The sequence below is a fragment of the Streptomyces sp. NPDC005722 genome (assembly GCF_040630935.1).
In the GTDB taxonomy this organism is placed as follows: Bacteria; Actinomycetota; Actinomycetes; order Streptomycetales; family Streptomycetaceae; genus Actinacidiphila.
On record NZ_JBEXYN010000019.1, the window covers coordinates 65,337 to 87,281 of the forward strand.

A 21,945-nucleotide genomic window follows, 5' to 3' on the forward strand; every position below is an offset into this window, starting at 1 on the left:
GGATGCAAGCATGAACGAGGAAAAGCTTCGGTACTTCCTGAAGCGCGTGACGGCCGATCTCCACGAGACCCGCCGCCGCCTTCAAGAGGTCGAGTCGGCGGAGCCGGAACCGATCGCGATCGTCGGCATGAGCTGCCGGTTCCCTGGCGGCGTCGAGTCGCCCGAGGGCCTGTGGCGGCTCGTGTCGGAGGGCACCGACGCCATCTCCCCGTTCCCCACCGACCGGGGCTGGGACATGGAGCGGCTGTTCGACGCCGACCCCGACGGGCAGGGCACGAGCTACGTCCAGCAGGGCGGTTTCCTGCACGACGCGAACTGGTTCGACCCCGCCTTCTTCGGGATCTCGCCCCGCGAGGCCGCGGCCATGGATCCCCAGCAGCGGCTGCTGCTGGAGACCTCATGGGAGGCGTTCGAGCGGGCCGGCATCGACCCGGCGACCCTGCGCGGCAGCCGGACCGGTGTCTTCGCGGGCGTCATGTACCACGACTACGCGGCGCGGCTGCGGGCCATCCCCGAGGAGGCCGAGGGGTACCTCGTCACGGGCGCCTCCAGCAGCGTCGCCTCGGGCCGCGTGTCGTACACCTTCGGCCTGGAGGGACCGGCGCTCACCGTCGACACGGCCTGCTCCTCCTCCCTCGTCACCCTGCACCTCGCCATGCAGTCGCTGCGCAAGGGCGAGTGCTCCCTCGCCCTCGCCGGCGGCGCCACCGTGATGGCCACGCCCGGCACCTTCACCGAGTTCAGCAGGCAGCGCGGCCTGTCCTTCGACGGCCGCTGCAAGTCCTTCGCCGACGCGGCGGACGGCACCGGCTGGGCGGAGGGCGCCGGCATGCTGCTGGTCGAGCGCCTCTCGGACGCCCGGCGCAACGGCCACCCCGTACTGGCCGTCGTGCGCGGCTCCGCCGTCAACCAGGACGGCGCGAGCAACGGCCTCACCGCCCCCAACGGCCCGTCCCAGCAGCGGGTGATCCGCGCGGCCCTGGCCGACGCGCGCCTCACGCCCTCCGACGTCGACGTCGTCGAGGCGCACGGCACGGGCACCACCCTCGGCGACCCCATCGAGGCGCAGGCCCTCCTGGCCACCTACGGCAAGGAGCACAGCGACGAGCAGCCGCTCTGGCTGGGCTCCATCAAGTCGAACATCGGTCACACGCAGGCCGCCGCCGGCGTCGCCGGCATCATCAAGATGGTCATGGCGATCCGCAACGGCAGGCTCCCCAGGACCCTGCACGTCGACAAGCCCTCGACCAACGTCGACTGGTCGGCCGGCGCGGTCTCGCTGCTGGCCGACCCGGTCGCGTGGCCGGAGACCGGCCGCCCGCGCCGGGCCGCCGTGTCGTCGTTCGGTGTCAGCGGCACGAACGCGCACATCATCATCGAGGAAGCCCCCGCCCCTGCCCCCGTTCCCGACGCCCCGGAAACCGAGGACGAGGACGAGGGCGAGGGCGTGGCCGAGGCCGGCGACGAGGCGACCGCCGGCGAGGTGACTCCCGAGGCGGAACCGCTGCCCGCCCTGGTCGCGGCGACCCACGACCCGTCCACGCCGGACCCGTCGCACCCCCTGCCCTGGACCCTGACGGCCAAGACCGAGAGCGCGCTCCGCGGCCAGGCCGAACGCCTCCTCGCGCACCTGGACGCCGACCCCGGCCTGCGGCCCGTCGACGTCGGCCACTCCCTGGCCACCACCCGCGCCGCACACGCACGGCGCGCGGTCCTGGTCGGCCGCGAGCGTGCCGACCGCGTACGGGCCCTCACCGCTCTCGCGGCGGGCGAGCCGTCGTCCCACGTGGTCCAGGGAGCTGTCCTCGGTGGCAAGACGGTGTTCGTGTTCCCGGGTCAGGGTTCGCAGTGGGTGGGGATGGCGGGGGAGCTGCTGGACTCCTCGCCGGTGTTCGCTGCCCGGATAGGGGAGTGCGCTGACGCGTTGGAGCCGTTGACCGGCTGGTCGCTGGTGGATGTGCTGCGTGGTGTGGAGGGTGCTCCGTCGCTGGAGCGTGTGGACGTTGTGCAGCCTGCGTTGTTCGCGGTGATGGTGTCGCTGGCGGAGGTGTGGAAGGCGTCCGGGGTGCGTCCGGCGGCGGTGATCGGGCATTCGCAGGGTGAGATCGCCGCAGCCTGCGTGGCCGGGATCCTCTCGCTGGAGGATGCCGCCCGGGTGGTGGCTCTGCGCAGCCAGGCGATCGGCCGGGTGCTGGCGGGTCTGGGCGGGATGGTGTCCGTGGCGCTGCCCGCGGACGAGACGCGCGAGCGGATCGCTTCGTGGGGTGAGGAGCGGATCTCCGTTGCCGCGGTGAACGGTCCCTCCTCGGTCGTGGTCTCCGGCGAAGTACAGGCCCTGGACGAGCTGCTGGCCTCGTGCGAGGCGGACGGAGTGCGGGCGCGGCGGATCGCGGTGGACTACGCGTCGCACTCCGCGCAGGTCGACCTCCTCGAAGAAGAACTCGGGAAGCTTCTGACGCGGATCACCCCGGGTGAGGCGCAGGTGCCGTTCCTGTCGACGGTGACCGGCGAGTGGATGACCGGCCCGGAGTTGGACGGCGGCTATTGGTTCCGCAACCTGCGGCAGACCGTGGAGCTGGAGCAGGCGGTCCGGACGCTGCTGGAGCAGGGCTTCGGGGTCTTCGTCGAGTCCAGCCCCCACCCCGTTCTCACCGTCGGGCTGCAGGAGACCGTGGAGGACGCGGGCCGTGAGGCCGCGGTCCTGGGTTCGCTGCGCCGTAACGAAGGCGGTCTGGAGCGGTTCTGGCTGTCCCTGGGTGAGGCCTACGTCCACGGCGCGTCCGTGGACTGGCAGGCGGTGTTCGCCGGGACCGGCGCGCAGCGCGTCGACCTGCCCACCTACGCCTTCCAGCGCGAGCACTACTGGCTCGACGCCGGAACCAGCGGCTGGGACATGTCCTCGGCGGGCCTCCGTTCGGCCGACCACCCGCTCCTCGCGACGTCCGTGGTCCTCGCGGACGCCGACGGCCTGCTGCTCACCGGACGGCTGTCCCTCGACACACACCCGTGGCTCGCCGACCACGCCGTCTCCGGCACGGTCCTGCTCCCCGGCACCGCCTTCGTGGAACTGGCCGTGCGCGCCGGCGACCAGGTCGGCTGCGGCCTGGTCGAGGACGTCACCCTGGAAGCGCCGCTCGTGCTGCCCGAGGGCGACGGAGTCGAACTGCAGATCAGCGTCGGGTCGCCCGACGAGTCCGGCCGGCGGCAGGTCGCCTTCCACTCGCGCGCCGACCGCGCCGCCGACGACGAGCCGTGGGTGCGGCACGCCACCGCCGTCCTGGCGGAGCGGGCGGAGGAGCCGGCGTTCGAGTGGGCCGCCTGGCCCCCGGCCGGTGCCGAGCCCGTCGCCATCGACGGACTGTACGAGGCCCTGGCGGTGGCCGGGTTCGAGTACGGTCCGCTCTTCCAGGGACTGCGGGGCGTCTGGCGCCGGGGCGAGGACGTCTTCGCCGAGGTGACCCTCGGGGAAGAGGCGGAGCCGGGCGCCGAGCACTTCGGCCTCCACCCGGCACTCCTGGACGGCGCGTTGCACGCCATCGGCGTCGGCGGTCTCGTCGACGACGCCGGGCAGGGACGTCTGCCGTTCGCGTGGTCGGGCGTGACCGTGCACGCCATCGGGGCGTCCGAGCTGAGGGTGCGGCTCTCCCGCGCGGGCCGTGACACGGTGGCGCTGGAGGTGGCGGACGCCGAGGGCGCGCCGGTGGCGACCGTGCGCGGTCTCGCGCTGCGGACCTTCTCGCCCGAGCAGTTCGCCGGCCCGGGCACCGGGCAGGGCGACGCCCTCTTCCAGGTCCAGTGGTCGCCCCTCCCGTCCGGCGGTACGACGGTCGCCGCCGAGGACTGGACGACCCTCGGCCCCGAAGCGGCGTACGCCGACCTCGCCGCGCTGGGCGCGGCCCTCGCGGCGGACGGCACCGTCCCCTCGGCGGTGGTCGTGCCGTGCGTGACCGACGAGCCGGTGTGGGACGTGGCCGGTGCGGTGCACGCGGCGACCGGGCGCGTGCTCGGCCTCGTGCAGGAGTGGCTCGCCGACGAGCGCTTCGCCGGCTCGCGCCTGGTGTTCCGGACCCGGGGCGCCGTGGACGCCCTGCCGGACGAGGACGTGAAGGACCTGGTGCACGCCCCGGTGTGGGGCCTGATCCGGTCGGCGCAGTCGGAGAACCCCGGGCGCTTCGGCCTGGTCGACCTCGACGGTGCGGGCGACGCCGAGGCCGACGCGCGCGCACTGTCGTCGGCGCTCGCTTCCGGCGAACCGGAAGCCGCCGTGCGCGACGGTGTGGTGCGGGTGCCGAGGCTCACCCGGGCGGCGGTGGAGCCGGAGGGCGAGCTCCCGGTCCTCGAGGGCACGGTGCTGGTGACGGGTGCGAGCGGCCTGCTGGGCGGCTTGTTCGCGCGTCATCTGGTGTCCGCGTACGGGGTGCGGGATCTGCTGCTGGTGAGCCGTCGTGGTGAGGACGCGCCGGGCGCCGCGGAGCTGACGGCGGAGCTCACGGATCTGGGTGCGTCGGTGGCGTGGGCGGCGTGCGATGTGGCCGACCGCGATGCGCTGGCCGGGGTGCTGGCGGAGCGTCCGCTGTCGGCGGTGGTGCACACAGCTGGTGTGCTGGATGACGGCGTGATCGCGTCGCTGGACCAGGAGCGTCTGTCGGCGGTGCTGCGTCCGAAGGTGGACGCGGCGTGGAACCTGCACGAGCTCACGCAGGGCATGGATCTGTCGGCGTTCGTGCTGTTCTCGTCCGCTGCCGGTGTCTTCGGCGGCGCCGGCCAGGCGAACTACGCGGCGGCCAACTCCTTCCTGGACGCTCTTGCCGCGCACCGCAGGGCACAGGGTCTGGCGGCGACGTCGCTGGCCTGGGGTCTGTGGGACGGCGGTCTGGCGAGCGAGCTGGAGGCCGATGACGTCTCGCGCCTCGGACGCGGTGGCGTGAACGCCCTGTCCGAGCAGGAGGGTCTGGCTCTCTTCGATGCTGCCTGTGCCTCCGGCACCGCGCTCTTCGTGCCGGTGAAGCTGGACCTGGCCGCGCTCCGCGCCCAGGTGGCCGGCGGGGGCATGCTGCCGCCGCTGCTCAGTGGACTGGTGCGCATGCCTGCTCGGCGTGCCGCGCGGGCGGGTTCGGCCTCGGCGGGCAAGCTGGCCCGGGAGTTGGCCGCGCTGCCGGTGGCGGAGCGGGAGGCGTCCGTGCTGGAGCTGGTGCGTACGCAGGTGGCGGTGGTGCTCGGGTTCACGGGTCCGGAGGCAGTCGAGCCGGGGCGTGCCTTCAGCGAGGTGGGCTTCGACTCGCTGACGGCCGTCGAGCTGCGGAACCGGCTCGGCACGGCGACCGGTGTGCGGCTGCCCGCGACCCTCGTCTTCGACTACCCGACACCCACCGCCCTCGCCGGCTACCTGTGCGCTGAACTGCTCGGCCGGCAGGCCGCGGCGGCCGCGCCCACCGCGATCGCGGTGCGCGACGACGAGCCGATCGCGATCGTGGCGATGGCGTGCCGCTTCCCCGGTGGCGTCCAGACCCCCGAGGACCTGTGGGACCTGGTGTCGGAGGGCAGGGACGCCATCTCCGACATGCCGGACGACCGCGGCTGGAACGTCACGGACCTGTTCGACCCCGACTCCGACCGGCCGGGCACCAGCTACAGCATGAACGGTGCGTTCCTCTACGACGCGCACCACTTCGACCCGACGTTCTTCGGCATCTCCCCGCGTGAGGCCCTGGCGACCGACCCGCAGCAGCGGCTGCTGCTGGAGACCTCGTGGGAGGCGTTCGAGCGGGCCGGCATCGACCCGGCCTCGGTGCGCGGCAGCCGGACGGGCGTCTTCGCGGGCGTGATGTACAACGACTACGGGACGCTGCTGCACCGCGCGCCGGAAGGGCTCGAAGGCTACATCGGCACGGCGAGTTCGGGCAGCGTCGCCTCGGGCCGGGTGTCGTACACCTTCGGCCTGGAGGGCCCCGCGGTCACGGTCGACACGGCCTGCTCGTCCTCGCTGGTGTCACTGCACCTCGCCGCCCAGGCGCTGCGCAACGGCGAGTGCGATCTGGCGCTGGCGGGCGGTGTGACCGTGATGGCGACGCCGGGCACCTTCGTGGCGTTCAGCATCCAGCGCGGTCTGTCGGCCGACGGCCGCTGCAAGCCGTTCGCTGCGGCCGCCGACGGTACGGGCTGGGGTGAGGGCGTCGGCATGCTGCTCGTGGAGCGGCTGTCCGACGCGCGCCGCAACGGCCACCAGGTGCTGGCGGTGCTGCGCGGTTCGGCGGTCAACCAGGACGGCGCGAGCAACGGCTTGACGGCTCCCAACGGCCCGTCCCAGCAACGGGTGATCCGCGCCGCGCTCGCGAGTGCCCGCCTGTCGGCCGGCGAGATCGACGCGGTCGAGGCGCACGGCACGGGCACGACCCTGGGCGACCCGATCGAGGCGCAGGCGCTGCTGGCGACGTACGGCCAGGAGCACAGCGACGAGCAGCCGCTGTGGCTGGGCTCGGTGAAGTCCAACTTCGGCCACACGCAGGCCGCGGCCGGTGTCGCGGGTGTGATCAAGATGGTGATGGCGATGCGGCACGGTGTGCTGCCGCAGACGCTGCACGTGGACGAGCCGTCCCCGCACGTGGACTGGTCCGAGGGCGCGGTCTCGCTGCTGACGGAGCGCATGGCCTGGCCGGAGACCGGCCGCCCGCGTCGCGCCGCCGTGTCGTCGTTCGGCATCAGCGGCACCAACGCCCACACGATCATCGAGCAGGCCCCCGACGACCTCGCCCCGAGCGACAGCGTCGCCCTGGCTCCCGCCGAGGACGACGGCTCGGTGCTGCCGTACGTCCTGTCGGCGAAGACCCCGGACGGCCTCCGCGACCAGGCCGCCCGACTTCGGGCCCGCCTCGAAGCGGCGCCCGGCCTCGCCGCCGGCGACGTGGCCTACACGCTCGCCGCCAAGCGCGCGGCCTTCGACCACCGTGCGGCGGTCGTGGCCGCCGGCCGGGACGAACTGCTGCGCGGGCTGGCCGCCGTGGAGGCGGACGACGCGGCGGGGCCGGTGGTGCGGGGGACGGCGAGCGCCGGGAAGCTGGCGTTCCTGTTCACGGGGCAGGGCAGTCAGCGGCTGGGGATGGGCCGGGAGCTGTACGCCACGTACCCGGTGTTCGCGCAGGCGCTGGACGCGGTGTGCGCGCGGCTCGATGTGCCGTTGAAGGATGTGCTGTTCGGCGAGGACGCCGAGGCGCTGGACCGGACGGAGTTCGCGCAGCCGGCGTTGTTCGCGGTGGAGGTGGCGCTTTTCCGGCTGCTGGAGTCGTGGGGTGTGAAGCCGGACTTCGTGTCCGGTCACTCCATCGGCGAGGTCGCTGCCGCGCATGTCGCCGGGGTGCTGTCGCTGGAGGACGCGTGCACGCTGGTGGCGGCGCGCGGACGGCTGATGCAGGCGCTGCCTTCCGGTGGCGTGATGATCGCGCTGCAGGCGTCGGAGGACGAGGTCCTGCCGCTGCTGAACGAGCGGGTGAGCATCGCCGCCGTCAACGGCCCGCAGGCCGTGGTGATCGCGGGTGACGAGGACGCCGCGACGGCGATCGTGGAGTCCTTCGAGGACCGTAAGTCGAAGCGTCTGACGGTCAGTCACGCCTTCCACTCCCCGCACATGGACGGCATGCTCGACGCCTTCCGCGAGGTGGTGTCCGGGCTGTCGTTCGAGGCCCCACGCATCCCCGTGGTCTCCAACCTGACCGGCGACGTCGTCACCGACGAGATGGCCTCGCCCGAGTTCTGGGTGCGGCATGTCCGCGAAGCCGTGCGCTTCCTCGACGGAGTCCGTGCCCTGGAGGCCGCGGGCGTCACCACGTACGTGGAGGTCGGCCCGGACGGCGTGCTGTCGGCGATGGCGCAGGAGTGCGTCGACGCTGACACCGCGGCGTTCGTGCCTGCTCTTCGCTCCGCCCGCCCGGAGACCGAGACGGTGAACGGTGCCCTGGGCTTCGTGCAGGTGCGCGGTGGCCGGGTGGACTGGGAGGCGTACTTCGAGGGCGCGGGTGCGCGGCGGGTGGATCTGCCGACGTACGCGTTCCAGCGGGAGCGGTACTGGATCGACGTGCCGGTGTCGCAGGTGGGTGATGTGGCGTCGGCGGGTCTGCGCCGGGCCGAGCATCCGTTGCTGGGTGCGGCGGTGGAACTGCCCGATTCGGAGGGGTTGCTGTTCACGGGCCGGTTGTCGCTGGAGTCGCACCCGTGGCTGGCCGACCACGCCGTGTCGGGTGCCGTGTTGCTGCCGGGGACGGCGTTCGTGGAGCTGGCCCTGCACGCCGGTGGGCGGGCGGGTACCGGGCTGTTGGAGGAACTCACCCTGGAGGCGCCGCTCGTCCTGCCCGAACGCGGCGCGCTCCAGTTGCAGATCAGCGTCGGGGCTGCCGACGCGTCGGGACGACGGCCGGTCGCCTTCCACTCCCGCGCCGATCGTGCGGTGGACGAGGTGCCGTGGGTGCGGCATGCCTCCGGTGTGCTGGCCGTGGACGAGGCGGAGCCGGTGTTCGACCTGGCGGCATGGCCGCCGGCAGGGGCGGAACCGGTCGCCGTCGACGGACTGTACGAGGCCCTGGCCATGGCCGGGTTCGAGTACGGAGCGGTCTTTCAGGGCCTGCGGTCGGTCTGGCGTCTCGGTGACGACGTGTTCGCCGAGGTCGCGCTCGGGGACGAGACGGCGGCCGGGGCGGAGCGGTTCGGTCTGCATCCGGCGCTGCTCGACGCGGCCCTGCACGCCATCACCCTCGGCGGTCTCGTCGAGGACACGGGACAGGGACGTCTGCCGTTCTCGTGGTCGGGCGTGAGCGTGTATGCGGTGGGCGCGTCCGAGGTACGGGTGCGGCTGTCGCGTGCGGGCCGTGACGTGGTGGCGCTGGAGCTGGCGGACGCCGAGGGCGCGCCGGTGGCGTCGGTGCGGGGTCTGGCGCTGCGGGCGTTCTCGCCGGAGCAGTTCGCCGGGCCGGGTGCCAGGCAGGGTGACGCCTTGTTCCGGGTCGAGTGGTCGCCGGTGCCGGCCGGTGGCTCTGTCGACGACTGGATGGCGCTGGGGGACGGGTCCCAGGCGTTCGCGGATCTGGCGGCGCTGGGTGCGGCGGCCGCCGAGGGCGGTGCGGTTCCGGGGGTGCTGGTCGTGCCGTGTGCGGTCGACGAGTCGGTGCCGGATGTTGCCGGTGCGGTGCATGCGGAGACCGGGCGGGTGCTGGCGCTGGTGCAGGAGTGGCTGGGTGACGAGCGGTTCGCCGATTCGCGTCTGGTGTTCCTGACCCGGAGTGCGGTGGCTGCTGCACCCGGCGACGAGGTCGCGGATCTGGTGCACGCCCCGGTGTGGGGTCTGATCCGTTCGGCGCAGTCGGAGAACCCGGGCCGGTTCGGCCTGATCGACCTTGACGGTGAGATCACCCCGGAGTTCGTCGGGGCGGCGTTGGCCGCCGGTGAGCCGGAAGTCGCGGTCCGGGAGGGGGCGTTCCTGGCGCCGCGTCTGGCGCGGGCCGTCGTGGATCCCGACGCCGAGCCGCTTGCCCTGGACGGCACGGTGCTGGTGACGGGTGCCAGTGGTGCGCTGGGCGGCTTGTTCGCGCGTCACCTGGTGTCCGAGTACGGGGTGCGGGATCTGCTGCTGGTCAGCCGTCGCGGCGAGGACGCCCCGGGCGCCGTGGACCTGACCGCCGAACTGGCCGGTCTGGGTGCGTCGGTGGCCTGGGCGGCGTGCGACGTGGCCGACCGGGACGCGCTGGCTGGGGTGCTGGACGGCATCCCGGCGGAGCGTCCGCTGTCGGCGGTGGTGCACACCGCTGGTGTCCTGGACGACGGCGTGATCGCGTCCTTGGACCAGGAGCGCTTGTCGGCGGTGCTGCGTCCGAAGGTGGACGCGGCGTGGAACCTGCACGAGCTGACGCAGGACATGGACCTGTCGGCGTTCGTCCTGTTCTCCTCCGCCGCCGGTGTCTTCGGCGGTGCGGGTCAGGCGAACTACGCGGCGGCGAACGTCTTCCTGGACGCCCTTGCCGCGCACCGCAGGGCGCAGGGCCTGGCGGCGACGTCCCTGGCGTGGGGCCTGTGGGACGGCGGCATGGCCGGCGAGCTGGAGGCCGGAGAGGTGTCGCGGCTCGGGCGCGGTGGCGTGAACGCCCTGACGGAGGACGAGGGCCTGGCCCTCTTCGACACCGCGGCCGCCTCGCCGACGGCTGCGTTCGTTCCCATGAAGCTGGACCTGGCCGCGCTCCGCGCCCAGGTCGTCGGCGGCGGGATGCTGCCGCCGCTGCTCGGCGGGCTCGTCCGGATGCCCGCTCGGCGTGCCGCGCGGGCGGGTTCGGCCTCGGCGGGCAAGCTGGCCCGTCAGCTGGCCGCGCTGCCGGTGGCGGAGCGGGAGGCGTCCGTGCTGGAGCTGGTGCGTACGCAGGTGGCGGCGGTGCTCGGGTTCGCCGGTCCGGAGGCGGTCGAGCCGGGGCGTGCCTTCAGCGAGGTCGGGTTCGACTCGCTGACGGCCGTCGAGCTGCGGAACCGGCTCGGCACGGCGACCGGTGTGCGGCTGCCCGCGACCCTCGTCTTCGACTACCCCACCCCCGCTGTGCTGGCCGAGTACCTCTGCTCCGAGCTGCTGGGCGTACAGGAGCCGGTCGACGCGCCGGTGGCCGTCGCGGTACGTGACGACGAGCCGATCGCGATCGTGGCGATGGCGTGCCGCTTCCCCGGTGACGTGCGTACACCCGAGGACCTGTGGGACCTGGTGACGGAGGGCAGGGACGCCATCTCCGCGATGCCGGACGACCGCGGCTGGAACATCGCCGAGCTGTTCGACCCCGACTCCGACCGGCCGGGTACCAGCTACAGCATGAACGGCGGGTTCCTGCACGACGCGCACCACTTCGACCCGACGTTCTTCGGAATCTCGCCGCGTGAGGCGCTGGCCACCGACCCGCAGCAGCGGCTGCTGCTGGAGACCTCGTGGGAGGCGTTCGAGCGGGCCGGTATCGATCCGGCCTCGGTGCGCGGCAGCCGTACGGGTGTCTTCGCGGGCGTGATGTACAACGACTACGGGACGCTGCTGCAGCGCGCGCCGGAGGGGCTCGAGGGCTACCTGGGCACCGCAAGCACCGGCAGTGTCGTGTCCGGTCGCGTGTCCTACACCTTCGGCCTGGAGGGCCCCGCGGTCACGGTCGACACGGCCTGCTCCTCGTCCCTCGTCACCCTCCACCTCGCCGCCCAGGCGCTGCGCAACGGCGAGTGCGATCTGGCGCTGGCGGGCGGTGTGACCGTGATGGCGACGCCGGGCACCTTCGTGGCGTTCAGCATCCAGCGCGGTCTGTCGGCCGACGGCCGCTGCAAGCCGTTCGCGGCGGCCGCCGACGGCACCGCGTGGGGTGAGGGCGTCGGCATGCTGCTCGTGGAGCGGCTGTCCGACGCGCGCCGCAACGGCCACCAGGTGCTGGCCGTGCTGCGGGGCTCGGCGATCAACCAGGACGGTGCCAGCAACGGCCTGACGGCTCCCAACGGCCCGTCCCAGCAGCGGGTGATCCGGCAGGCCCTGGCCAATGCCCGGCTCACCGCCGCGGACGTGGACGTCGTGGAGGCGCACGGCACAGGTACGACGCTGGGCGACCCGATCGAGGCGCAGGCCCTGCTGGCGACCTACGGGCAGGAGCACAGCGACGAGCAGCCGCTGTGGCTCGGCTCGGTGAAGTCCAACTTCGGTCACACGCAGGCCGCGGCAGGCGTGGCGGGCATCATCAAGATGGTGATGGCGATGCGCCACGGCGTGCTGCCGCGGACGCTGCACGTGGACGAGCCGTCCCCGCACGTCGACTGGTCCGAGGGCGCCGTCTCGCTGCTGACCGAGCAGATGGACTGGCCGGAGACGGGCCGTCCGCGCCGGGCCGGCATCTCGTCCTTCGGCATCAGCGGCACCAACGCCCACACGATCATCGAGCAGGCCCCCGACGATCCGGCGCTGCTGAAGGGCGTGACGTCGCCCTCCGCGGAACGCGCAGAATCCGTTCTGCCCTACGTGCTGTCGGCGAAGTCCGCTGACGCGCTGCGCGATCAGGCGGCCCGCCTGCGGTCGCAGCTCGAGGACGCCCCGGAGACGGGGAGCGTCGACGTGGCCTACACGCTCGCCACCAAGCGCGCGGCCTTCGACCACCGTGCGGCGGTCGTGGCCGCCGGCCGGGACGAACTGCTGCGCGGCCTCGCGGCCGTGGAGTCCGACGGCCCGGCGGCCTCGGTGGTGCGGGGGACGGCAAGCACGGGAAAGCTCGCCTTCCTCTTCACGGGGCAGGGCAGCCAGCGGCTGGGGATGGGCCGGGAGCTGTACGCCACGTACCCGGTGTTCGCGCAGGCGCTGGACGCGGTATGCGCGCGGCTCGATGTGCCGTTGAAGGACGTGCTGTTCGGCGAGGACGCCGAGACGCTGGATCGCACGGAGTGGACCCAGCCGGCGCTGTTCGCGGTCGAGGTCGCGCTGTTCCGGCTGCTGGAGTCGTGGGGTGTGAAGCCGGACTTCGTGTCCGGTCACTCCATCGGTGAGATCGCCGCCGCGCATGTCGCCGGGGTGCTGTCGCTGGAGGACGCGTGCAGGCTGGTCGAGGCGCGCGGACGGCTGATGCAGGCGCTGCCTTCCGGTGGTGTGATGATCGCGCTGGAGGCGGCCGAGGACGAGGTCCTGCCGCTGTTGGACGAGCGCGTGAGCGTCGCGGCCGTCAACGGGCCCCAGGCCGTGGTCATCGCGGGTGACGAGGACACGGCCACGGCCGTTGTGGAGCTGTTCTCGGACCGCAGGTCGAAGCGCCTGGCGGTCAGCCACGCCTTCCACTCCCCGCACATGGACGGCATGCTCGACGCCTTCCGCGAGGTCGCCGAAGGCCTGACCTACGCCACCCCCCGGATCCCGGTCGTCTCCAACCTCACCGGCACCGTCGTCACCGACGAGATGGCCACGCCCGACTTCTGGGTCCGCCACGTCCGCGACGCCGTCCGCTTCCTCGACGGCATCCGCGCCCTGGAAGCCGCAGGCGTCACCACCTACCTCGAACTCGGCCCCGACGGCGTCCTGTCCGCCATGGCCCAGGACTGCCTGACCACCGAAGGCGCCGCCTTCACCCCCGTCCTGCGCTCCGCCCGCCCGGAAGCCGAGACGGTGAACGGTGCCCTGGGCTTCGTGCAGGTGCGCGGTGGCCGGGTGGACTGGGAGGCGTACTTCGCCGGCACCGGTGCCCGCCTGGTGGACGTCCCGACGTACGCGTTCCAGCAGGAGCGGTACTGGATCGATGTGCCGGTCGCGCAGGTGGGCGACGTGGCGTCGGCCGGTCTCGGGCGGGCGGATCACCCGCTACTGGGCGCGGCGGTCGAACTGCCGGACTCCGAGGGCCTGTTGTTCACCGGCCGGCTCTCGCTCGATGCCCACCCGTGGCTGGCCGACCACGCCGTCTCCGGTGCCGTGCTGCTGCCGGGGACCGCGTTCGTCGAGCTGGCCCTGCACGCCGGCGGTCGGGCGGGCACCGAGCTGCTGGAGGAACTCACCCTGGAGGCACCGCTCGTCCTGCCCGAACGCGGCGCGCTCCAGCTGCGGTTGTCGCTGGCGGAGCCGGACGCGGACGGCAGGCGCGCGCTGCACGTGCACTCGCGCCCCGAGGCCGCGAGCGGCGAGAGCGCCCAGGACGTGCCGTGGACCCGGCACGCGAGCGGTCTGCTCGGCACCGGGACCGCGGTGACCCCGCCGCAGGCGCAGGATCCGGCCCTCTGGCCGCCGGCCGGGGCCGAACCGCTGGACGTGACGGGACTGTACGACGGCTTCGCCGCCGTCGGGTTCGCGTACGGCCCGGCGTTCCGCAACCTGCGGGCGGCCTGGCGCCGCGGTGACGAGCTGTTCGCCGAACTGCTGCTACCCGAGGAGAGCTTGGCCCAGGCGGCGCAGTTCGGGGTGCACCCGGCGCTGCTGGACGCGGGGCTCCACGGCATCGTGCTGGGTTCGTTCCTCACCGCCGACGACGGGGAGGGGGGTGAGGAGGGCCCCCGGATGCGGCTGCCCTTCTCCTTCGGCGGCGTCGGCCTGCACGCCGTAGGCGCGGGCGCGCTGCGGGTGCGGCTCGCCCCCGCCGGCTCCGGCGCGGTGTCGCTGGCGGCCTTCGACGAGCGCGGCGAACCGGTCGTGTCGGTCGAATCGCTGCTGCTGAGGGAACTCGACCCCGCCCGGCTGCGGGCCGCGGCCGGCCCGGCGTTCCACGACTCCCTGTTCCGGATGGAGTGGCCCGCCGTGGCCGGCGCCGGGGCCCCAGACGGCGGGACCTGGGCCGTGGTCGGCACGGACGCGCTCGGCCTGGAGGCCGTGCTGCGGGCAGCGGGTGCGGCGGTCGACGTGTACGCGGACGTGGACGCGCTGGCCGGTGTGGTGGCGGCGGGCAAGCCGTCGCCGGACACCGTGCTGGTGTCGTACGCCCCGGCCGGCGACGGGAGCGCGGAGCGGGTCGCGGAGGAGGCCCGGCACGCGGCGCACTCCGCACTCGGGCTCGTGCAGGCGTGGTCGGCCGAGGAGTCGCTCGCCGCTTCGCGCCTCGCGTTCGTGACGCGCGGCGCGGTTGAGGCCCGGCCCGGCGAGGGCGTGCGGGACGTGGCCCGGGCGGCGGTGTGGGGCCTGGTGCGCTCGGCGCAGTCCGAGAACCCCGGCCGCTTCCTGCTGCTCGACCTCGACGCGGAGGACGACGGCGGCGACGCCCCGGCGAAGCTCGGCCCGCTCCTGGCGGCCGCCGCTGCCGCGCAGTCGGCCGGCGAGCAGCAACTCGCCGTCCGCGGGGGAGCGCTGCACGCCGCACGGATGGCGCGGGTGCCCGCGGCGCGACCCGTGAGCGACGAGCCGGGCGAGTCCGAGTCCGCCGAGGACGCCCTGGACGCGCGGTTCCCCGCGCTCGACCCGGACGGCACCGTCCTCATCACCGGCGGCACCGGTGTGCTGGGCGGCCTGCTGGCCCGGCACCTGGTCACCGAACGGGGCGTGCGGCACCTGCTGCTGACGAGCCGGCGCGGCCTCGACGCCGAGGGCGCCGCGGAGCTCGTGGCCGACCTCACCGCACTGGGAGCCGAGGCGACCGTCGCCGCCTGCGACGCGTCCGATCGGCAGGCCCTGGAGGCGCTGCTGGCGGGCGTCCCCGCCGAGCACCCGCTCACCGCGGTCGTCCACGCCGCGGGGCGTCTCGACGACGGCCTCGTGCCCTCGCTGACCCCCGAACGGATCGACACCGTCCTGCGTCCGAAGGTGGACGCGGCGCTGCACCTGCACGAGCTGACGCAGGACGCGGACCTCGCCGCGTTCGTGCTGTTCTCGTCGGTGGCGGGCACGCTCGGCAACCCCGGGCAGGCCAACTACGCGGCGGCGAACGCCTGTCTCGACGCCCTGGCGCAGCACCGGCGCGCGGCGGGGCTGCCCGCGGTGTCGCTGGCGTGGGGACTGTGGGAGACGCCCAGCGGGATGACCGGCGAGCTTACGGCCGCCGACATGCAGCGCTTGGCGCGCGCCGGACTGTCCCCGCTGACCTCCGAGGAGGGGCTGGCCCTGTTCGACACGGCCTGCGCCCTCGCCGCGACGGACGAGCGGACGGACACACCGGCGGACACACCGTCGGACGGGGCCGGCAACAACGGCGTCCTGGTCGCCATGCACCTGGACACCGCGCCGCTGCGGGCCCGGGCGGAGGCCGGCGGCCTGCCGGCGGTCTTCCGGGGCCTGGTGCGCGGTGGGCCGCGCAGGGCCGCCGGGCACAGTGCCGGTGAGGCGGCGGCGTCGGCCGCCGCGCGACGGCTCGCGGAGCTGCCCGGGCTGCCGGAGGAGGAGCAGGAGAAGGTGCTGCTCGACGTGGTGCGCGCCCAGGTGGCCGCCGTGCTCGCCTACCCCTCGCCCGACGCGGTGGGGGAGTCTCAGGAGTTCCTGGAGCTGGGTCTGGACTCGCTGACCGCCGTGGAGCTGCGCAACCAGCTGAACGCCGCGACGGGTCTGCGGCTGCCCCCCACGCTGCTCTTCGACTACCCGACCCCCGTCCTGGTCGCCGGACTGCTGCGCTCCGAGCTCGCCGGTGCGGCCGGCGGCGCGGCGTCGCCCGCCGCGGGTGACGCGGGGAACGCCGGGGTGGAGGGCGACGGCGGGGTGTTCGGCGCGATGCTCCAGGAAGCCGGCGCGCAGGGCACCTCGGGGCAGTTCATGGAGATGCTCATGCAGGCCTCGCGGTTCCGGCCCTCGTTCTCCTCGCCCGCGGAGTTGCGCAAGGCACCCGCCTTCGTGCGGCTCTCCCGGGGCGAGACGCGGCCCGGAGTGGTCTGCTTCCCCTCGATCCTGTCGATCTCCGGCCCGCACCAGTACGCCCGGTTCGCCTCGGCGTTCCGGGGGCGCCGGGACGTGTGGGCGATGGGCGTGCCGGGCTTCCTGCGGGGCGAGCAGCTGCCGACGAGCGTGGCGGCGGTCATCGACGCGCAGGCGGAGGCCGTCCTGCGGCACACCGACGGCGCGCCGGTCGTGCTGCTCGGCCACTCGTCGGGCGGCATGCTCGCCCACGCGGTCGCCGCGCGGCTGGAGGACCAGGGCGCACGCCCGGAGGCGGTCGTGCTGATCGACATCTACTCGCACGACGACGACGCGCTGGTGGGCCTGCAGCCCGGCCTCGGCCAGGGCATCGCCGAGCGCCAGGACAGCTACGTGCCCGTCGACGACACCCGACTGCTGGCCATGGGTGCCTACTTCCGGCTCTTCGCGGGCTGGAAGCCGACGGCCGTGACGTCGCCGACGCTGCTGGTGCGGGCCGGTGAGCGGTTCTTCGACTGGTTCCGGCCCACCGACGGCGACTGGCGTTCCTACTGGGACCTGCGGCACACCGCCGTGGACGTGGAGGGCGACCACTTCACCATGATGGAGCGGCACGCGGCGACGACCGCGCGGGCCGTCGAGGAGTGGCTGACCGACACGCTGTGACGGCGGCCGCCGGCCGGAACGACGGAGGGCCGGACCCCACCACCCCCGGTGGGGTCCGGCCCTCCGCCGTCGCTGCGGGCGTTCCACATCAGGCGCGTCGCGGGCGCTCCCGCTCCCGCTCCCGGGAGCGCTTCTTCGGCAGCCCCACCGTCACGACCTCGAAGGAGTCCTTGGTGAGGTCCAGCCGGTGGAAGAGGTTGTCGGGCCCGGTGACGCAGACCGTGCCGACACCGAGCCCCTGGAGGCCCGCCACCACGTTCGGCCAGTGGATCGGCCGGTCGAAGGTGTCCAGCATCATCGTGCGCAGCGCGGCGGCGTCCCGGACGACGGTCCCGTCCACGTCGTTGACCACGGGGAGTGCGGGGTCGGCGAGCTCGTACGCCCCGAACACCTCCGCCTCCGCCTTGCCGCGCAGCGCCGAGAAGGACGCGGCGTGGACGGCGGGCCGCATGGAGTACATGGAGTAGCCGCCCGCGGCGCTGATGAGGGCCTTCAGGCCGTCGAGTTCCTTCTCCTGCACCGACAGCATGTGGAAGCCCGCGTCGAGGCGCCCGGAGACGTCGTACCAGGCGCCGCGGTCGTCGAGGTCCGCGAGGATCGCGTCGAACGGCTCCTGCGGCACGCGGACGAAGCAGTGGGTGACGACGTCCTGGTAGGAGCCGGCGAAGTAGTCCTCCTCGCAGCGGGCGCACTCCTCGGTGAGCCGTACGACCTCGGCGAAGGAGAGCGAGCCGACGAAGGCGGCGGCCGCCTTCTGGCCGAAGCTCGGCCCGGCACACACGTCGGGGGAGACGCCCAGGGAGTCCACCGCCCGGTCCGCCATGGCCATCGAGGCGATCAGGAAGGCGATCTGCGAGTAGGCGGAGTAGTCGTCGTCCGCGGCACGGAAACGGTCGAACAGCGAGTAGCCGAGCGCTTCGTCGGCCTCGGCGAGCCGCTCACGCGCGTAGGGGTCCAGCAGCAGGAACTTGCCGATCTCGGGGAAGGACGAGGGCCCCATGCCGGGGAACACGATCGCCGTGCGGGTCCGGCCGGGGTCGTCGCCGGAATGCGGCGGACGGGCGGCGGCGCCGCTGTCGGTGTCGGGGGTCAGCTCGGAATTGCTCATGGTGTGGATGCCTTTGCCGCCGGCCGGTTGCCCGGTCATGGTCGCAGTACGTCGAGAGCGGTTCGGAAAGGGCCCCGTGCACCCGGTCGTGCGCGGGATGCGCGCGACCCGGTCCACGAGGCCCTGGGAAGTACGGAGGACGCGGAGGGGAGGGAGGAGCCGGGAACCCGGGACGCCGGGCGCCGTCAGTCCTGGGCCCTGCGCAGGAAGCCCGCGATGCCGATCGCCCCGAAGATCACGATCGCCCCGCCGAGCGCCAGCAGGTCCACCCACAGCGGGATCGAGGCCGGGCCCGCGGCCGGCAGCATCAGGTCCCGGATGCCCTCGCTGACGTACGTCAGCGGGTTGACCGTGCACAGCACCTGGAACCAGCGCATGTCGGAAAGGGCCCGCCACGGGAACTGGGTGCACCCGGTGAACATCAGCGGGGTCAGCGTCACGGCGAAGACCACGCTGATGTGCCGGGCCGGGGCGAGGGTGCCGATGGTCAGGCCCACCGTGCTGCCCGCGAGCGCGCCCATCAGGAGCACGCCCAGCGTCGGCAGGAAGGTGTCCAGGGGCCAGGAGACGTCGTCCAGGACGAGCAGGCCGATCGGGATCATCACGAGCGAGGCGATGACGCCGCGCAGTGCGCCGAAGACCAGCTTCTCCACGGCGACCAGGGTGGTCGGGATCGGGGCGAGGAGCCGGTCCTCGATCTCCTTGGTCCAGGAGAAGTCGATGACCAGCGGCAGCGCCGTGTTCTGCAGGCTGACCAGGAAGCTGTTGAGCGCCACGACGCCGGGCAGCAGGACCTGCTGGAACCCGCCCGCGGTGAAGCCCAGGTCGCCCAGCACCTTGCCGAACACGAAGAGGATGAACAGTGGCTCCACGAGCACCTGGGCCAGGAAGATGCCCAGTTCGCGGCCGGTGACGAAGACGTCCCGCCACAGGATGAAGAAGAACGTGCGGGTCGCCGTGCGCACGCCGGTGCGGGCGGGCCGCAGCTCCTCGGGGAAGCCGGCGACGGGGTCGGGGGCGGTGGTCGTGGTCATCGCAGCTCCCGGCCGGTCAGATCGATGAAGACGTCCTCGAGGGTGGCGGTGCCCACGCTCAGGTCCTTGATGTCGCAACTGGCGTCCGCCAGGGCGGTGATGACGGTCGGCAGTACCGAGCCGGACGGCGCGTCGCTGTAGAGGCGCAGGCGCACCAGGGCCTGCGCGTCGGCCTGCTCCTCGGTGTCCTCCTGCTGCACCACCTCCACCCGTTCGACGGTCTCGATCCCCTCCAGCAGGCGAACGACGCCCTCCGGGCCCGGCTGCGCCGGCTGCACGGTGAGGGTGAGCGCGGTGCTGCTCAGGCTCTTCAGCAGCGCCTGCGGGGTGTCGAGGGCGAGCAGCCGGCCGTGGTCGACGATGCCGACGCGGTCGCAGAGCTTGGCGGCCTCGTCCATGTCGTGGGTGGTGAGCACGGTGGTCACGCCCCGTGCGCTCAGCTCGGCGATGCGCTCGTGGATGAACAGGCGGGCCTGGGGGTCGAGCCCGGTGGACGGCTCGTCGAGGAAGAGCACGTCGGGGCGGTGCATCAGGGCGCGCGCGATCATCACCCGCTGCGCCTGGCCGCCGGACAGTTCGTCGCCGCGCGCCTTGCGGCGGTCGGCGAGCCCGACCCACTCCAGGCACTCGTCGGCGAGCCGGTTCCGCTCCGCGCGGCTCATGCCGTGGTAGCCGGCGTGGAAGACGAGGTTCTGGCGCAGGTTCAGGGACCGGTCCAGGTTGTTGCGCTGCGGTACGACGGCGAAGGCGCGGCGCGCCCGGGCCGGGTGGGCGGTCACGTCGACGCCCTGGACGAACGCCCGGCCCGAGGTGGGGGCGACCCGGGTCGTCAGGACGCCGATCGTCGTCGTCTTGCCCGCGCCGTTCGGTCCGAGAAAACCGAAGACCTCGCCCCGGCCCACCGAGAAACTCAAACCGTCCACCGCGGGACGGTCGCGCCCCGGGTATTTCTTGACCAGCCCGTCCACCACGACGGCGGAATCCGTGGTCTGATGTGATGTCATTGACGCCTACGAATCGTGCGGGACGCGGCAACGGCAGTCCGGGGATTCGCACGGGAATGTCGTGTGACCGGCCGCGCGTCGAGCGCCGACTGAATAGGGCATGGGTGTGGTGCGGATCCTGTCTAGCAGAAGGGGTTTCGCCGGATAACGATTTCTTGTCGGTCTAGGGGGGCGGCGGGGAATTCTAAGGGTGATTAGGGGGACGGTCGTTCGTTCCCGGCATCGCTTTTCGGGCCGCGTGGGCAAACATTGGGGAAAGACGTGTTGCGGCCCGGTCGGGAATCCCTCTAGCATCGCCGCATGATCGCGCCGAATTGCATCGCGGGAATTGAATTTCCGGCGGGTCGTGCTCGTGCGAGTTTTTCCGCGGCTTCCGGATCGCCGTCGCGGACGGTGCCCGGCGCGACCGTCGCCGCGGTCCTGCGCATGCTCCTCCCGGGCGGGGAGACCCCGTGAAGGCCCTCGTGGTGCCGGCGAACGGACCGGCCCTGCGGCACGCCCTGCGGGGGATCGCCGACGCGGGCGTCGTGGACGTGGGCGTCGTCGTGGCCGGCCCGGACGACGGCGTCAGGGCCGAGGCGGGGGACGGCTCCCGCTTCGGCGTCAGCATCACCTACCTGCCCGGGCACCAGGGGCGGGCGGGTGTGGCCGGCGCCGTCCGCAGTGCGCGCGAATGGCTGGCCGACGACGACTTCGTGCTGTGCGCGGGCGACGGGTTCCCGGCCGGCGGGATCGGCGCGCACCTGGAGGAGTTCCGGGTCCGGCGGCCCGCCGCGCAGATCGTGGCGGACCGGAACCCCGGCCCTCCCCCTTGGGAGGTGTACTTCTTCACCTCGGCCCTGCACACGGCCGTGGAGGCCGCCGAGCCCCAAGCCCAGCCCGCCGCCGGGCCCCAAGCCGGGCCCCGAGCCGACCCTCCCGCCGAGCCGGAGGCCCGGCCCCCCGCCGGGAGCGGGCCCGGACTGTCCGACGCCCTGCGGTGGCTGTACGACCGGGGACTCGGCGTCACCGCCTGCGTGGGCCCGGCCGACGAGCGCGGCGAACCGGTCGGCACGGGCTCCGCGCCCGGGGCGGCCGAGGCGGGAACCACCGGGGGATGAGCACCGAGGGCAGCAGCCACGCCCGCGCCGTAGCGGACGTCGCGCTCGACGACGTCGTGCTCATCCGGATCCAGCAGCCGGCGGTCCCGAGCAGGTACCGCCTGGTCTGCTTCCCCGACCTGCCCGACGCGGGGAACTCCTCGGTCTGCTACCTCGCCATGTCGGAACTGTTGCTGCCCACCGTCGAGTTGCTGATCGTCCAGTACCCGCTGCCGGCCGCCGCGGAGGCCGGGCCGGCCGGCAACTGCCCCGGCCTCGCCGACAAGATCTACGACGCGGTGCGCGACTGGACCGACCGCCCGCTGGCCCTGTTCGGACATGGTCTGGGCGCCGAACTCGCCTACGGGGTCGCCCAGCGGCTGGAACGGGAGACCGGCACCGTGCCGCTGACGCTCTTCGTGTCCGGCCGCCCGGGCCCCGGTCACCGCGGCTTCCTGGGCCCGCCCGCCCTGCGGTGCCGTGTCGTCGCCCTGACGGGGGACCACGACCCGCAGGCGCCGCTGCCGGGCGTACGGGCCTGGCGGCGCTGCACGGCCGGCCGGTTCGACCTGGAGGTCTTCCCCGGCGCGCCCGGCTACCTCGACTCGCACCGTCGCGAGGTCGTCAACCTCGTGCACGACCAGCTGATCTCGCTCCACGGACCGGAACCCGACCGCACGGCGCCGAAGCAGGGGCCCTAGGGGGCGGAACAGGGGTACCCCGCCCCGTCCCCTGGTCCCTAGCGTGAGGTGTGGAGAACCGCGTCCACCGGACG

At 73.5% G+C, this 21,945-nt stretch carries 6 protein-coding genes; 3 read left to right on the forward strand and 3 right to left on the reverse strand.

Annotation, left to right across the window (positions count from 1 at the left end; translation table 11 throughout):
- Positions 1-10 precede the first annotated feature (10 nt).
- Positions 11-16,945, forward strand: coding sequence for an SDR family NAD(P)-dependent oxidoreductase (locus tag ABZ479_RS22180; RefSeq protein ID WP_500463188.1), 16,935 nt, complete (start codon positions 11-13; stop codon positions 16,943-16,945).
- Between the two features lie 88 nt (positions 16,946-17,033).
- Here ABZ479_RS22180 and ABZ479_RS22185 read toward each other — a convergent pair whose 3' ends face one another.
- From ABZ479_RS22185 to ABZ479_RS22195, 3 genes are all read right to left on the reverse strand, one after another.
- Positions 17,034-18,053 (reverse strand): ACP S-malonyltransferase, encoded by a 1,020-nt coding sequence (locus ABZ479_RS22185; protein WP_500463189.1) that lies wholly within the window; start codon positions 18,051-18,053, stop codon positions 17,034-17,036.
- Positions 18,054-18,238: 185 nt separating this feature from the next.
- Positions 18,239-19,087: an ABC transporter permease gene (locus ABZ479_RS22190; protein WP_500463190.1), complete on the reverse strand. Its 849-nt coding sequence runs from the start codon at positions 19,085-19,087 to the stop codon at positions 18,239-18,241.
- Positions 19,084-20,091, reverse strand: a complete 1,008-nt coding sequence (locus tag ABZ479_RS22195) for an ABC transporter ATP-binding protein (RefSeq protein WP_500463191.1) — start codon at positions 20,089-20,091, stop codon at positions 19,084-19,086. The genes ABZ479_RS22190 and ABZ479_RS22195 overlap by 4 nt, the downstream gene beginning before the upstream one ends.
- A 452-nt stretch (positions 20,092-20,543) precedes the next feature.
- Here ABZ479_RS22195 and ABZ479_RS22200 point away from each other — a divergent pair, with 452 nt between their 5' ends.
- Together ABZ479_RS22200 and ABZ479_RS22205 are read left to right on the forward strand one after the other, a co-directional pair.
- Positions 20,544-21,191: a sugar phosphate nucleotidyltransferase gene (locus tag ABZ479_RS22200; protein ID WP_500463192.1), complete on the forward strand. Its 648-nt coding sequence runs from the start codon at positions 20,544-20,546 to the stop codon at positions 21,189-21,191.
- Entirely contained in the window at positions 21,188-21,871 is a 684-nt protein-coding gene (locus ABZ479_RS22205) for a thioesterase II family protein (RefSeq protein WP_499601217.1), read from the forward strand. Before ABZ479_RS22200 ends, ABZ479_RS22205 begins: the two co-directional genes overlap by 4 nt.
- Positions 21,872-21,945: the final 74 nt, after the last annotated feature.